Source organism: Pseudomonas sp. NIBRBAC000502773 (assembly GCF_006517195.1).
Taxonomy (GTDB): domain Bacteria; phylum Pseudomonadota; class Gammaproteobacteria; order Pseudomonadales; family Pseudomonadaceae; genus Aquipseudomonas; species Aquipseudomonas marginalis.
On sequence record NZ_CP041189.1, the window covers coordinates 962,909 to 976,068 of the forward strand.

Genomic DNA, 13,160 nt, shown 5'->3' on the forward strand with positions numbered 1-13,160 from the left:
TGCAGAGGCTATGGCAACCATCTTAGAAACCCCGGGGCATGGGCCGTATGCTGCTTTGGTGGCCGCCCTCTCCTCCCTTGGTAGTAGGGCTTGTGGGGCACGCCTAAAACAGCGGCGCCTCGGGAAGTCTTCCCGGCCACAGCGGGAGTTTTTCCGTATCCGCCCGGCGCCCCGGCGTTCCACCCTGTGCAGGCCAAAACCTCCACTGGGAACTGCAACCATGACAATAAGATCGCTACCCGCCCGCTCACCTTTAAGCCTTGCCGTGCAAGCCTTCGTGCTGGTGGGCAGCCTGTCCCTCAGTGCCGTAACGTTCGCGGCCGCCGAACCCGCCAAGCCGACGCACAATGTCACCTGGGAAGACATCGCCAACGACCACCTGACCACCCAGGACGTGCTGCAATACGGCATGGGCACCAACGCCCAGCGCTGGAGCCCGCTGGCCCAGGTCAACGACAAGAACGTGTTCAAGCTCACCCCGGCCTGGTCCTATTCCTTTGGCGATGAGAAGCAACGCGGCCAGGAATCCCAGGCCATCGTCAGCGACGGCGTGGTCTACGTCACCGGCTCCTATTCCCGGGTGTTCGCCCTCGACGCCAAGACCGGCAAGCGCCTGTGGACCTACAACCACCGCCTGCCCGACAACATTCGCCCATGCTGCGATGTGGTCAACCGCGGTGCGGCGATCTTCGGCGACAAGATCTACTTCGGCACCCTCGACGCGCGCCTGATCGCCCTCGACAAGCACACCGGCAAAGTGGTGTGGAACAAGAAGTTCGGCGACCACGCCGCCGGCTACACCATGACCGGCGCCCCGGTGCTGATCAAAGACAAGGTCAGCGGCAAGGTGCTACTGATCCACGGCAGCTCCGGCGATGAATTCGGCGTGGTCGGCCAGTTGTTTGCCCGCGACCCGGACACCGGGGAAGAAGTGTGGATGCGCCCGTTCGTGGAAGGCCATATGGGCCGCCTCAACGGCAAGGACAGCACCACCACCGGCGACGTCAAGGCACCTTCATGGCCGGATGACCCGACCACCGCAACCGGCAAGGTCGAGGCCTGGAGCCACGGCGGCGGCGCCCCTTGGCAGAGCGCGAGCTTCGATGCCGAGACCAACACGATCATCGTCGGCGCCGGTAACCCCGGCCCGTGGAACACCTGGGCGCGCACCGCCAAGGACGGCAACCCCCACGATTTCGACAGCCTCTACACCTCGGGCCAGGTCGGCGTCGACCCGAGCACCGGCGAAGTGAAGTGGTTCTACCAGCACACCCCCAACGACGCCTGGGACTTCTCCGGCAACAACGAGCTGGTGCTGTTCGACTACAAGGACAAGGACGGCAAGGTGGTCAAGGCCACCGGCCACGCTGACCGCAACGGCTTTTTCTATGTGGTGGACCGCAACAGCGGCAAGCTGCAGAACGCCTTCCCGTTCGTCGACAACATCACCTGGGCGAGCCATATCGACCTGAAGACCGGGCGTCCGGTGGAGAACGAAGGCCAGCGTCCGGCCAAGCCCTTGCCGGGTGAAACCAAAGGCAAGCCGGTGGAGGTCTCGCCGCCGTTCCTGGGGGGCAAGAACTGGAACCCCATGGCCTACAGCCAGGACACCGGCCTGTTCTACATCCCAGGCAACCAGTGGAAAGAGGAATACTGGACCGAAGAGGTCAACTACAAGAAAGGCTCGGCGTACCTGGGCATGGGTTTTCGCATCAAGCGCATGTATGACGACCACGTCGGCACCCTGCGGGCAATGAACCCGACTACCGGCAAGGTGGTGTGGGAGCACAAGGAAGCCTTGCCACTGTGGGCCGGCGTATTGGCGACCAAGGGCAACCTGGTGTTTACCGGTACAGGCGACGGTTTCTTCAAGGCCTTCGACGCGAAAACCGGCAAGGAGCTGTGGAAGTTCCAGACCGGCAGCGGCATCGTCTCGCCGCCGATCACCTGGGAGCAGGATGGCGAGCAGTATGTCGGCGTCACCGTCGGCTACGGCGGCGCGGTGCCGTTGTGGGGCGGCGACATGGCCGAGCTGACCAAGCCGGTGGCACAAGGCGGGTCGTTCTGGGTGTTCAAGATCCCGAGCTGGGATCAGAAGACCGCGCAAAAATAACCCCCGCGAGAATGCCGGGCCGCTTTTTGCAGCAAGCGGCTTCTTCCCTTGTGGTGAGCGGGCTTGCCCCGCTCACCACAGCAAGGCCCTCACCACAACAAGCCCGCTCACCACAGGATCCCCAGAGGTCGCACGATGAACTACCTGCCCTTGTTACTCCTGCTCTGCCTGCCCGTGGCCCACGCCGACGACGGCGACGATGCGCCGCTGATCATCAACGGCTGCACCATCGCCGCACACAGCCAATGCCCCGGCGCCAACCTCAAGGGCGCCAACCTGCGCAACCAGGACTTGAGCAAGATGAACCTGGCCGGCGCCGACCTGCGCGAGGCGGATCTGCGCCATGCCAACCTCGACCTGGCCAATCTGGAAAAAGCCCGACTGCAAGGCGCCAACCTGACCCGCGCCAGCCTGCAACAGGCCAACCTGCGCCTGGCCGACTTCAGCGGCGCCACGTTGATGGCGATCCAGGGTTGGGGCCTGTTCGCCCAGGGTGCGCAGTTCGAAAACGCCAACCTCAGCGCGGCCTACCTGCAATTTGCGCGGTTGTCCGGGGCGAAAATGCACAAGGCCAACCTGCGTGCGGCCGACCTGGAAATGACCTGGTTGAGCAAGGCCGACCTGCAAGGGGCCGACCTCAGCGATGCCAACCTGCAGGAAGCCAAGTTCGGCGAGAGCAACCTGGAACAGGCCACCCTCACCGGCAGCCGCCAGCACTACGCGAACTTCCAGGATGCCAATATGGAAGGCTGCATCGACTGCCCCACCACCTGGGATCGCTAGCCCCCCGCGCATACGCTGTTATCCAACCACCCGCACGACCCCCATGTCGATCCCCAGGTGCACCAGCTCGGCATGGGAACTCACCTGCAATTTGCTCTTGAGCAAGGTCAGGTGATTGGACACGGTCTTGCTGCTGATATTCAGCTGGTCGGCAATCGCTCGGGTCGGCGTGCCCTTGGCCAGCATCAGGAAGATTTCCAGCTCGCGCGGGGTCATGCCCTGCAAACGTTGATCACCGGGCGTATAGGCCAGTTCGGTGGCCAGGGCCTGTTCGATATAGGCGTGGCCGTCGAGGATGCGCCGCACCGCTTCGATCAACACCTCGGGTGCCGAGGTTTTGGTCAGGTAGCCCGAGGCGCCCGCCTCCAGGGCCTGGCGCACCAGGGGCAACTCGTCGTGCATGCTGAAAAACAGCACGCGCAGGTGCGGCAGGCGCTGGCGCAGGCGCCGGGTGGTTTCCAGGCCGCTGATGCCCGGCAGGCCGAAGTCCATGATCACTAGGTGCGGCAGCGCTTCCTGGACCCGGCTCAACGCCTCTTCGCCACTGGCCGCCTCGCGCACTCCAACGGCCGGCAGCAGCGCGCGCAACAGGCTGGCATAGCCCTGGCGCACCACCGCGTGGTCATCCACCAATAGAATATTCATGAGGCCTCCAACGGCATGTTCAACGCCAACGCCCAACCGGCGCCGGGGTGGCTGATGATCTTCAATTCGCCGCCCAGGCAACGGGCGCGTTCGGCCATTGAATACAGGCCCACGCCGGGCCGCTGGGGCGTGTCTGCACCGCGACCGTTATCACGCACCCACAGGCGCAGGCGCGAACCGCGATGTTGCAGGCGCACGTGCACCTGGCTGGCGTCGGCATGCCGCAGGATGTTGGTCAGGGCTTCCTGGAGCAGGCGGTACAGATGAGTCTTGCTGGCGCCGGGCAACAGCGGCAGGTCGGTGCTGACCTGCAGGTGGCAGGGAATGCCGTGGCTGGCCTGCCACTGGGTGACCAGCAGCGCAAACGCCTCGGCCATCGGCAGGTGTTGCAGGGCCACCGGATAAAGATCGTGGACCAGTGCCCGGAAGCCTTGCTGCAAGTGCTCGCAGTGATCCTCGAGTTGCGCCACCGTGGGCGCCAGCAGGTGCGGCTGGTCGGTGGCCAGGCGCAACAGGCAGGCCTGGGCGCGAATACCGGCCAGGTATTGGCCGAGGTCATCGTGCAGGGTCTGGGCCAGGTGGGTGCGCTCCTGCTCCTGCACCGCCAGCAGGGTCTGGGTAAGCCGGGTGTTATCGGTGCGCGCCTGCTCCAGGGCGTCGGTCATGCGGTTGAAGTGCAGCGCCAGTTGGCGTGCTTCCGGCGCGCCTTGGCTGCGCAGGCGCACATTGAGCTGGCCGGCGCACACCTGTTGCAGTGCGCGCAGCAATTCATCCAGCACGCCCATGCCCCGGCGCACCGCCCAGCGGATGGTCAACAGGCTCAGGGCCAGAGCCAGTGCGCACAGGCCCAACAATTGTTGCAGGGAGTCCCAGACCTCGTCGATTTCATCCCGTGGGTCGACAGCGATGGACACACGCCGGCCGTCCGGCAAGTCCAGCACCTGGGCACTGCGCCGCGCCTCGGCAAACAACAGGCGCCCGAGCCAGGCGTCCAGCCCGTCCGCGTCCGGCGCTTGCACGGTGTCGCCGCTCGCCACCCAGTGCACGCGAACATGGCGCAAACTCGCGGTGAGGTGGGGTTGCAGGCTGGCCGGATCGCGCGCGGCGGTTTCGCTCAGGTAGTGCACCACCGCTTCGGCCGATTGCAGCTCGCGCCCCACATCGGCCAGGGCCTGGTGCAGCAACAGCGCGGTGCAGGCGCAGGTCACCAGGGCGAAAAAGCCGCACACCCATAGGTTGATGCGCCACAAGGCCGACAAGACGCGCATGCTGGTGTCACTCCTGTGGATAGAGCCCGTGGTGCTCCATGCTAAAACCCCACGGCACGCCCGGGGCTACTACCTTGGTACTGCCCCAGCGCTACTTTCTGCATATTTGCAGCGACGTTCAGGGTTCCTATGCTGGCGCTACCTGTCATGGAGTGCCCTATGCGCCAGCTCGCCCCCTACGCCGTGATCTGCCTGCTGGCGATCGCCTGGGCCGCCACCGGCCAGGCCGCCGAAGCACCCTTGCAGGTGCAGATCGGCTACCTGGGTTATCGGCCCGATCCGGGCCCGCTGCTGTCGAATGTGATTCCCGAGCCCGCCGATGCCGGGCAGCGTGGCGCTGAACTGGCGATCATCGACAGCAACAGCACTGGCGCCTTTCTCAACCAGCGCTACAGCCTGACCAGCGCCACGGTAGACACCCCAGACGCCCTGCTCGCCGCCGCCCAGGCCCAGCATGCCCAGGGCTTGCGCCTGTTCGTGGTGAACACGCCCGTTGCCAGCCTGCGCCAACTCAGCGCGGCGTTGCCCGACAGCCTGCTGTTCAATGCTGGCAGCCCGGATGACAGCCTGCGCAGCAGCGACTGCCTGGGCAACGTGCTGCATACGCTGCCCAGCCGCGCGATGCTCGCCGATGCCCTGGCGCAGTTCCTGGTAGTGCGCAAATGGCAAAAAGCGCTGTTGATCGTCGGCCCCACCGAGGATGACCAGGCCTACGCCGCCGCCCTGCGTCGCGCCGCCAAACGCTTCGGCGTGCAGCTGGTGGCGGAAAAGGCCTGGCGTTTCGATAACGACCAGCGCCGCAGCGCCCAGGCGGATATGCCGCTGTTCACCCAGACCGCCGAATACGACGTGGTGCTGGTGGCCGACGAGCGCGGCGACTTCGGCGAGTACGTGCCCTACCAGACCTGGTACCCGCGCCCCGTCGCCGGCACCCAGGGCCTGACGCCCACCGGCTGGCACAAAACCGTCGAGACCTACGGCGCCGCCCAATTGCAGAAACGCTTCGAGGCCCTGGCCGGGCGTTGGATGAACGACCGCGACTTCGCCGCCTGGATGGCCGTGCGCAGCGTCGCCAGTGCAGTGAGCAAGTTGCGCCAGGTCGAGCCCATGGCGATCCGCCAAGTGGAAATCAGCGAGCAACTGCCCCTGGACGGGTTCAAGGGCCGCAAGCTCAGTTACCGCCCCTGGAACGGCCAACTGCGCCAGCCGATTCCCCTCGTGCAGCCCCGCGCGCTGGTCAGCACCTCGCCCCAGGACGGTTTCCTGCACCCCACCAACGAAATGGACAGCCTGGGCTATGACAAACCCGAGGTGACCTGCCGCTTCCCTTGATCGCCTACCCACAATAATAAGGAATCCGCCATGCGCCGCACCCTGCTCCCATGCGCCCTGCTGCTTGCCGCCGGGCACGCCGTGGCCAGTACCGCCTGGGTCTCCAACGAGAAAGACAACAGCCTGAGCCTGATCGACATGCAGACCCTGCAAGTCACCGACACCCTCAAGGTCGGCCAGCGCCCGCGAGGCTTGCTGCTGTCCCATGACAACAAGCTGCTGTACATCTGCGCCAGCGACTCGGACCGCGTCCAGGTGATGGACGTGGCCACGCGCAGGATCATCAAGGAACTGCCCTCCGGCAAAGACCCCGAGCAGTTCGCCCTGCACCCCAATAACCGCTGGCTGTACGTATCCAACGAAGACGATGCGCTGGTCACCGTGATCGACACCGAGACCTCCAAGGTGCTCGGCCAGATCAACGTCGGCGTCGAGCCCGAAGGCATGGCCGTGAGCCCGGATGGCAAGTGGGCGGTGAACACCAGCGAAACCACCAACATGCTGCACTGGATCGACACCAGCACCCAGACCCTGGCCGGCAGCACCCTGGTGGACCAGCGCCCGCGCTTCGTCGAGTTCAACCACGATGGCTCGCAGCTGTGGGCCTCGGCGGAAATCGGCGGCACCGTGACCATCCTCGACGTGGCCAGCCGCGCGATCCTCAAGACCCTGACCTTCAAGATCAAGGGCGTGCACCCGGACAAAGTCCAGCCGGTCGGCATCAAGCTCAGCGCCGACGGCAAGTACGGCTTTGTCGCCCTCGGCCCGGCCAACCATGTGGCCGTGATCGACGCCAAGACCTTCGAGGTCCTCGACTACTTGTTGGTGGGCCGCCGCGTGTGGCAGATGGCATTTACCCCGGACGAGAAACAGTTGCTGGCCACCAATGGCGTGAGCGGCGATGTGTCGGTAATCGATGTGGACAACCTCAAGGTGATCAAGTCGGTGAAGGTCGGGCGTTATCCGTGGGGCGTGGTGGTCACGCCATGAACGCCCTGGAGGTGCGCGACCTGAGCTTCGCCTACGGCGCACGGCAGGCTTTGTGCGAGGTAAGTTTCAGCCTGGCGCCAGGGCGCTTTGCGGCGCTGCTGGGGCCCAATGGCGCCGGCAAATCCACCTTGATCGCCCTGCTCACTCGGCTCTATGACCTGCAAGCCGGCGACATTCGCGTGGGCGGTCATTCCCTACGCGATGCGCCGCGCGCGGCCCTTACACAACTGGGTGTGGTGTTCCAGCAAAGCACCCTGGACCTGGATTTGAGCGTGGAACAAAACCTGCGTTACCACGCTGCGTTGCATGGTTTGTCGCGGCGCCAGACCGACCTGCGCGTCGCCGCCGAACTGGCCCGCCAGGCCCTCACCGAACGGCGCCGGGAAAAAGTCCGCGAACTCAACGGCGGGCACCGCCGCCGCGTGGAAATCGCCCGCGCATTGCTGCATGAGCCGCGCCTGCTGCTGTTGGATGAAGCCAGCGTCGGCCTCGACCCGGCCAGCCGCCTGGCCCTGAACCAGCACGTGCGCAGCCTGTGCCGCGAACACGGCATCAGCGTGCTGTGGACCACCCACCTGCTCGACGAAGTACAGGCCGACGATGCCTTGATGATCCTGCACCAGGGCCGCCTGGTGGCCAGTGGGCAAGTCGCTGCCTTGATCGAGCAACAAGGCGGCGACCTGGGCAGCGTGTTCGCGCGCTTGACCCGCCCCACCACGACGGGAGCGGCGGCATGAACGCTTACTGGCAATGCCTGCGCGGCATCGTGCTGCGCGAGTGGCTGCGCTTTGTGTTGCAGCGCACGCGGTTTCTCAGTGCGCTGGTGCGCCCGTTACTGTGGCTGCTGGTATTCGCCGCCGGGTTCCGTGCGGCGTTGGGCATCTCGGTGATCGAACCCTACGACACCTATATCCCCTACGAGGTCTACATCGTCCCGGGGCTGGCCTGCATGATCCTGCTGTTCAACGGCATGCAGGGCTCGCTGTCGATGGTCTACGACCGCGAGATGGGCAGCATGCGCGTGCTGCTGACCAGCCCGTTGCCGCGCACGTTTTTGCTGTGCAGCAAGCTGTTGGCCACCGCGCTGATTTCGCTGTTGCAGGTGTATGGGTTCCTGGCGATCGCCTGGGTGTACGGCGTGCAACCGCCGGCCATAGGGCTGGTCGTCGCCCTGCCGGCGTTGCTGCTGGTGGCCTTGATGTTGAGTGCCCTGGGCTTGCTGCTGTCGAATGCGATTCGCCAGCTGGAGAACTTTGCCGGGGTGATGAACTTCGTGATCTTCCCGCTGTTTTTCCTGTCGTCGGCGCTGTACCCGTTGTGGAAGATGCGCGACTCCAGTGAATGGCTGTACTGGCTGTGCGCGGTCAACCCGTTTACCCACGCCGTGGAGCTGGTGCGCTTTGCCCTGTACCAACGCTTCGCCGGCCTGGCCCTGGCGGTGTGCCTGGGTTTGACCGTGCTGTTCGCAGTGTTGGCGGTGCTGACCTTCAATCCCCAGCATGCGGCGTTGCGCAAAAAGGGCTGAAGGCGGCAAAACTACTACTTTGGTACTGGTTTTCCTGTCTATCGTCGCATTCCCAAGGGCTCGGGACTCACGTGTAATGCGCGCATAACGATAAGGATTGTCCTGCCATGCTGCCTGCCCGACTGCCTCTATTGGCGCTGCTGTGCCTGTTCGTCGCCAACGTCCAGGCCGACACCCCGCTGTTTTCCGCCGAGGGCTACCGCATCAGCCTGTACCGCAGCCCCACGCCCGACCACCTGCCAGGCGCCACGATTGTCGACACCGCGGCCCTGCAAACCCTGCTCGATCAAAGCCCGGCACCAGTGCTGATCGACGTGTACCGCCGCCAATGGCTGCAAGGCCGCTTCATCGAAGACCAGCCCCACGCCAACCTGCCCGGCAGCCACTGGCTGGCCAATACCGGCGACGGCGACCTGACGCCGGAGTGGCAAAGCTATTTCGTGCGCCACTTGTATGCCTACAGCGGCGGCGACCTCAAGCGACCGCTGGTCTTCTATTGCCGCTCCGATTGCTGGCTGAGTTGGAACGCGGTAAAACGTGCCGCCAACCTCGGCTATACCTCTGTGTACTGGTATCGCGACGGCCTGGATGCCTGGGAAGCGGCGAAGCTGCCGGTAACGGTCGCCCAACCCGAGCCATTTCAAACCTCACAATAAGAAAGGTGAACGGCCATGTACAAAATCCTGATTGCCGACGATCACCCACTGTTTCGCGAAGCGATCCATAACGTCATCAGCGACGGCTTCCCCGGCAGCGAAGTGATGGAAACCGCCGACCTCGACAGCGCCCTGGCATTGACCCAGGAACACGACGACCTCGACCTGATCTTGCTCGACCTGAACATGCCCGGCATGCATGGCCTCAATGGCCTGATCAACCTGCGCAACGAGGCGCCGACCATTCCGGTGGTGATCGTCTCGGCCGAGCAGGACAAGCAGGTCGTGCTGCAAGCCATCACCTACGGCGCCGTGGGCTTTATCACCAAATCCTCGCCGCGCCTGCAAATGACCGAGGCGATCCAGCAGATTCTCAACGGCAACGTGTACCTGCCGCCGGACATCATCCGCACCCAGAAGCCCGGCACCCACCGGCGCCTCAACGAAAACCCCGGCTTCGCCCCCGAACTGCTGCAAGCCCTGACGCGCAAGCAGTTGCTGGTGCTGGAGCGCATGACCAAGGGCGAGTCGAACAAGCAGATCGCCTACACCCTGGAGATTGCCGAGACCACGGTGAAGGCCCATGTGTCGGCGATCCTGCGCAAGTTGAATGTGCATAACCGGGTGCAGGCGATCCTCAGTGCCGGGGATATCGATTTCGGCTCGTACCTGCGCCGCTGACCCATCTGACACAACACAAATCAAAGGTGGGAGGGGGCTTGCCCCTCCCACATTTTGATCTCCACTTGTGGGTATTTCGCCGTTCATTTGCCGAGCAGGTGGCTCATGGCGGTCTTGAGTTTCATCGGCCGTACCGGCTTGTGCATCAAGGTGTGTCCCAACTCGCGGATCTGCTGTTTCAGCTCATTGCTGTAGTTGGCGGTGATCATCAGCGCCGGGATCGCGCGGCCGCGGCGTCCATTGATGCGGGCGACGGCGTCGACGCCGTTCTGGTCGTCGTCGAGGTGGTAGTCGGCGATCAGCAAGTCGGCTTCGGCATGGTAGTTGTCCACCTGCCGTGCCAGGTCCTGCTCGGACAACGCGGTGATCACCTGGCAGCCCCAGCCTTCCAGTAAGGTGCGCATGCCCGCGCAGATCGCCGCGTCGTTATCCAGCACCCACACCCGTGCGCCTTGCAGGCGTTCGAGCATCGGTTCGCTCATGGCCAGCATTGGCAGCGACTTGGGCGCCGTGGCGCTCAACGGCACCTCCACCGAGAACATCGAGCCCTTGCCCGGCCAGGACCTGACGCTGATGCGATGCCCCAGGATCCCGGCGATCTTTTCCACGATCGCCAGCCCCAGGCCCAGCCCACGGTCCTGGTCGGGCCGCTGCACATCGCCGCGCTTGAATTCCTGGAAAATCTCCTCCAACCGCTCCTCGGCGATGCCCATGCCGCTGTCCCACACTTGGATCGACAAACGCTGATGCTGGCGGCGACAGCCCAGCACCACACGCCCCTTGTAGGTGTAGCGAAGCGCGTTACTCAGCAGGTTGCGCAGAATCCGCGCCAGCAACTGGATATCGCTGCGCACCAGCGCCGAACAACCGACAAAATGCAATTCCAGGCCCTCGCTGCGGGCCAATTCGGTGTACTCGGCGGCCAGGTTATCCAGCAATTCGCTCAGGGCAAACGGCGCGATGTCGGCCTTGATCACCCCGGCATCCAGCTTGGAAATATCCACCAGGGTGCCCAGCAGGTTTTCCACGTCTTCCAAGGAATTGCTCACGTTGCGCACCAGGGTTTCGCTGGGCCGCTCCAGCAGTGCGCTGGTGAACAGGCGCGCCGCATTCAAAGGTTGCAGCAGGTCATGGCTGACGGCGGCGAGGAATTTGGTTTTAGACAGGTTGGCCTGCTCGGCCTCGAGCTTGGCTTCGCGCAGGCGCGCCTCCATGCGCCGGCGCTCGTCGATCTCCTGCAACAACTGGTCGTTAAGCGCGGTGAGTTCCGAGGTGCGCTGGGCCACGCGCTGCTCCAGGTGCTGATAGGCCTGGTGCAGGGCTTCGGCGGTGCGGCGGCGTTCGGTGATGTCGCGGATCAGCACGAAGATCCCCACCACTTCGCCGCTGGCCAGCATATTCGGCACATAGGAGCGCAGCATGTAGCGCTCCTGGTTATTGATATTGGTCTCGGCGAACTCGAAGGTCACACTCTCCCCGGCCAGGGCACGGGCGACGTAGGCGTCCAGGCGCTGGCAATGTTGTTCGCTGTGGACTTCGCGCAGGCTCTGGCCGAGCATCATGCCGCGCGGCCAGCAATACCATTCTTCATAGACTTTGTTGGTGAACTCATAGACCAGGTCGGCATTCAGGTAGCCGATCAGGGCCGGGACGTTATCGGTGATCAGGCGAATCCAGCGTTCGCTTTCCTGGGCCTTTTGCGCCGCCGCCTGTTCGCCGCGCAGGGTTTCGGCGCGCAGCCGGGCGTTGATCAGCAAGTGGTTGCTGGCCTTGAGTTCGGCCATCGCCTGGTTCAGCGCGTCGGTGCGTTCGCGCACTTGCTCGGCCAGCACCACCGAATGCTGGAAGGTGGTGTAAGGGTTATTGCCCTGGGCCATGCCGGACTCGATGCGCTCGATCAGCGCCGCGTTGATCCGTGCCAGCTTGTGGTTGTCCTGCTGCAGCTGGGCAACCTGGGCGAGCAGTTCAGCGCCGGCCTCGGGCAATGGCGACCCCGGTGAAGGTCTGGTTGATATGCATGCCATTGAACTGTTCTCCGTAGGTGTTGAAACCCATCACCCGCTGGTCGCGCAGGAAACCGCCGATCTGTTCCAGATTGCCTGAGTCTTCCAACTCCAGGCGGCGCAGGAAGCAGTCGCAGCCGATGGTCAACAGCAGGTCGCCAAGGCGCGCTTGCAGGCCGTCGAACAGGGTTTGCAGGTTTGGCAGGATCGGTCCGGGCTTCATCACGGTAAGGACGATGCCGTTTTCCACCGCGCAGTAGAAACTCAGGCTGAGGTCGTCGTGCACTTGCTGGATCGCGCGCACGTAGTACTGGTCGTGGATGCGCACCGCCAACGGGTGCGCCGCGAAGACGCGGTGGTCGAGGTCGGCCACAGCCACGCCGATATGCCGCGCGTACTCTTCGGCGGCGGGTTCGGCGTTAAGCTCGAAGACCCGGCGCGACGGGCTGTCGGCGCCGGTCACCACCAGCTTTTCACTGCGCGGCAGGATGTGGTGGGTGGTGAACACCTCGAAATCCAGCCAGGTATTGACCAGCACCACCACCGCCGCGCCGCTGTGGAAGGCGCCGTTGAAGTACACGTGGGTGTGGGTGAGGAAGTTGTCGTCGCCGGCCGAACCGCCGAAATGCGGAATGTCGCCGAGCGCCGCGCTGAGGGCGGCGAGCACCACTTCCTCGCGGCTGGACAGGCCATCGAGCAGGGTCAGGGCGAAGGTGTTGCCCTTGATCGGTGCCAGGGTATTGCTGCGGCAACCGCCGACCAGACGTTCGACCATCTGCTGGGCGTCGATCAGGCTGAAGTGTTCCACCTGGTCGATCAGCTCCGTGGCGATGGAAAAGTGCGCGTGGTTGAAGCCCATCGCCGTAATGCAATTGCGGCCATAGCCCTGGGGCGTTATCTCGCCGGCGCTGGTGCAGCCCACCACGCGCACGTTGCCGAAACACTCCTGCAGGGCGCGGCCCAGGGCCTGCAGGTCGTAGGACGCCGAGCAGAAAAACAGCACGAAGCCCAGGTACGGATGCAACAGTTGCCGCGCCAACTCCTCGGCGGCCTGCCCGGCATCGGTGGCCTGGGACATGGCACTGACTACGCCTTCACTGTTGTGCATCGTTGCCTCCCCCTCTGAAGCATGAGTGTACGAAGGGCGGGGGCGGGACCTATGCT

At 64.3% G+C, this 13,160-nt stretch carries 12 protein-coding genes; 8 read left to right on the top strand and 4 right to left on the bottom strand.

The features are described 5' to 3' along the window. Positions 1-220: 220 nt before the first annotated feature. Both exaA and NIBR502773_RS04305 read left to right on the top strand, forming a co-directional pair. Complete coding sequence (exaA, locus tag NIBR502773_RS04300; RefSeq protein WP_141155456.1) at positions 221-2,113, top strand: quinoprotein ethanol dehydrogenase; 1,893 nt, start codon at positions 221-223, stop codon at positions 2,111-2,113. A gap of 135 nt (positions 2,114-2,248) precedes the next feature. Next, positions 2,249-2,896, top strand: a complete 648-nt coding sequence (locus NIBR502773_RS04305) for a pentapeptide repeat-containing protein (protein ID WP_141155457.1) — start codon at positions 2,249-2,251, stop codon at positions 2,894-2,896. Positions 2,897-2,914: 18 nt separating this feature from the next. Here NIBR502773_RS04305 and NIBR502773_RS04310 read toward each other — a convergent pair whose 3' ends face one another. Both NIBR502773_RS04310 and NIBR502773_RS04315 read right to left on the bottom strand, forming a co-directional pair. After that, entirely contained in the window at positions 2,915-3,541 is a 627-nt protein-coding gene (locus NIBR502773_RS04310) for a response regulator transcription factor (RefSeq protein ID WP_141155458.1), read from the bottom strand. Next, positions 3,538-4,800 (bottom strand): sensor histidine kinase, encoded by a 1,263-nt coding sequence (locus tag NIBR502773_RS04315; protein WP_141157820.1) that lies wholly within the window; start codon positions 4,798-4,800, stop codon positions 3,538-3,540. The genes NIBR502773_RS04310 and NIBR502773_RS04315 overlap by 4 nt, the downstream gene beginning before the upstream one ends. Positions 4,801-4,968: 168 nt before the next feature. Between NIBR502773_RS04315 and NIBR502773_RS04320 the strand changes: the two genes are divergently transcribed. From NIBR502773_RS04320 to NIBR502773_RS04345, 6 genes are all read left to right on the top strand, one after another. Further along, the gene (locus NIBR502773_RS04320; protein WP_141155459.1) at positions 4,969-6,141 is read left to right on the top strand and encodes an ABC transporter substrate-binding protein; all 1,173 of its coding nucleotides are present in this window, start codon (positions 4,969-4,971) and stop codon (positions 6,139-6,141) included. Between the two features lie 30 nt (positions 6,142-6,171). Then, the gene (locus NIBR502773_RS04325) at positions 6,172-7,131 is read left to right on the top strand and encodes a YVTN family beta-propeller repeat protein (RefSeq protein ID WP_141155460.1); all 960 of its coding nucleotides are present in this window, start codon (positions 6,172-6,174) and stop codon (positions 7,129-7,131) included. Then, on the top strand, positions 7,128-7,868 hold the full coding sequence (locus NIBR502773_RS04330) for an ABC transporter ATP-binding protein (protein WP_141155461.1): 741 nt from the start codon (positions 7,128-7,130) through the stop codon (positions 7,866-7,868). Before NIBR502773_RS04325 ends, NIBR502773_RS04330 begins: the two co-directional genes overlap by 4 nt. Beyond that, positions 7,865-8,656 (top strand): ABC transporter permease, encoded by a 792-nt coding sequence (locus tag NIBR502773_RS04335; protein WP_141155462.1) that lies wholly within the window; start codon positions 7,865-7,867, stop codon positions 8,654-8,656. The genes NIBR502773_RS04330 and NIBR502773_RS04335 overlap by 4 nt, the downstream gene beginning before the upstream one ends. A 107-nt stretch (positions 8,657-8,763) precedes the next feature. Next, a complete protein-coding gene (locus NIBR502773_RS04340) occupies positions 8,764-9,312 on the top strand; it encodes a PQQ-dependent catabolism-associated CXXCW motif protein (protein ID WP_141155463.1) in 549 nt (182 codons plus the stop codon). A gap of 15 nt (positions 9,313-9,327) precedes the next feature. Then, positions 9,328-9,993, top strand: coding sequence for a response regulator transcription factor (locus NIBR502773_RS04345; RefSeq protein WP_010209341.1), 666 nt, complete (start codon positions 9,328-9,330; stop codon positions 9,991-9,993). Between the two features lie 83 nt (positions 9,994-10,076). Here NIBR502773_RS04345 and NIBR502773_RS04350 read toward each other — a convergent pair whose 3' ends face one another. Both NIBR502773_RS04350 and nosP read right to left on the bottom strand, forming a co-directional pair. After that, positions 10,077-12,017, bottom strand: a complete 1,941-nt coding sequence (locus NIBR502773_RS04350; RefSeq protein WP_141155464.1) for a NahK/ErcS family hybrid sensor histidine kinase/response regulator — start codon at positions 12,015-12,017, stop codon at positions 10,077-10,079. Further along, on the bottom strand, positions 11,959-13,104 hold the full coding sequence (nosP, locus tag NIBR502773_RS04355) for a nitric oxide-sensing protein NosP (protein WP_115487060.1): 1,146 nt from the start codon (positions 13,102-13,104) through the stop codon (positions 11,959-11,961). The genes NIBR502773_RS04350 and nosP overlap by 59 nt, the downstream gene beginning before the upstream one ends. Positions 13,105-13,160: the final 56 nt, after the last annotated feature.